Source organism: Streptomyces tricolor (genome assembly GCF_002155905.1).
GTDB classification, from domain to species: domain Bacteria; phylum Actinomycetota; class Actinomycetes; order Streptomycetales; family Streptomycetaceae; genus Streptomyces; species Streptomyces tricolor.
Genome location: NZ_MUMF01001088.1, coordinates 1 through 686 on the forward strand (window position 1 = coordinate 1; position 686 = coordinate 686).

At 77.0% G+C, this 686-nt stretch carries 1 protein-coding gene; it reads left to right on the plus strand.

Annotated features, from left to right (window positions below; all coding sequences use genetic code 11):
• A partial coding sequence (locus CCN44_RS42900) for a GlxA family transcriptional regulator (RefSeq protein ID WP_107502198.1) occupies positions 1-686 on the plus strand: 686 nt, incomplete at both ends.

The window sequence follows — 686 nt, forward strand, 5'->3', positions numbered from 1 at the left end:
CGGCGGGCCCGTGCGCACCTCCAGCGGGCTGACCCTCGTACCGGACGGGTCCCTGGCGGACGCGGTGGATCCGCACACCCTGCTGGTCCCCGGCGGGGAGGGCACCCGCGACCCGGATCCGCGGCTGGTGGAGTGGCTGCGCGCGCACGGCCCGCGGGCCCGCCGCCTGGTCTCCGTGTGCACCGGCGCCATCCCGCTGGCCCGGGCCGGCCTGCTGGACGGCCGGCGGGTCACGACACACTGGGCGTACTGCGACAAGCTCGCCCGGGACCACCCCGCCGTCCGGGTCGACCCGGATCCCATCTTCGTCCGGGACGGGCACGTGGCCACCTCCGCCGGGGTCACCGCGGGGATCGACCTCGCCCTGGCGCTGGTGGAGGAGGACCTCGGCCGGGAGGCCGCGCTGACCGTCGCCCGGCACCTGGTGGTGTTCCTGCGCAGACCGGGCAACCAGGCCCAGTTCAGCGCCCAGCTGGCCGCCCAGACGGCCCGCCGTGAACCGCTCCGGGACGTCCAGCAGTGGATCACCGAGCATCCGGACGGCGACCTCGGCGTCGAGGCGCTGGCCGCCCGCGCCGCGCTCTCCCCGCGCCACTTCGCCCGCGCCTTCCAGGCCGAGACCGGGATGACACCCGGCCGGTACGTCGACCGGGTCCGCCTCGAACACGCCCGCCGCCTGCTGGAGG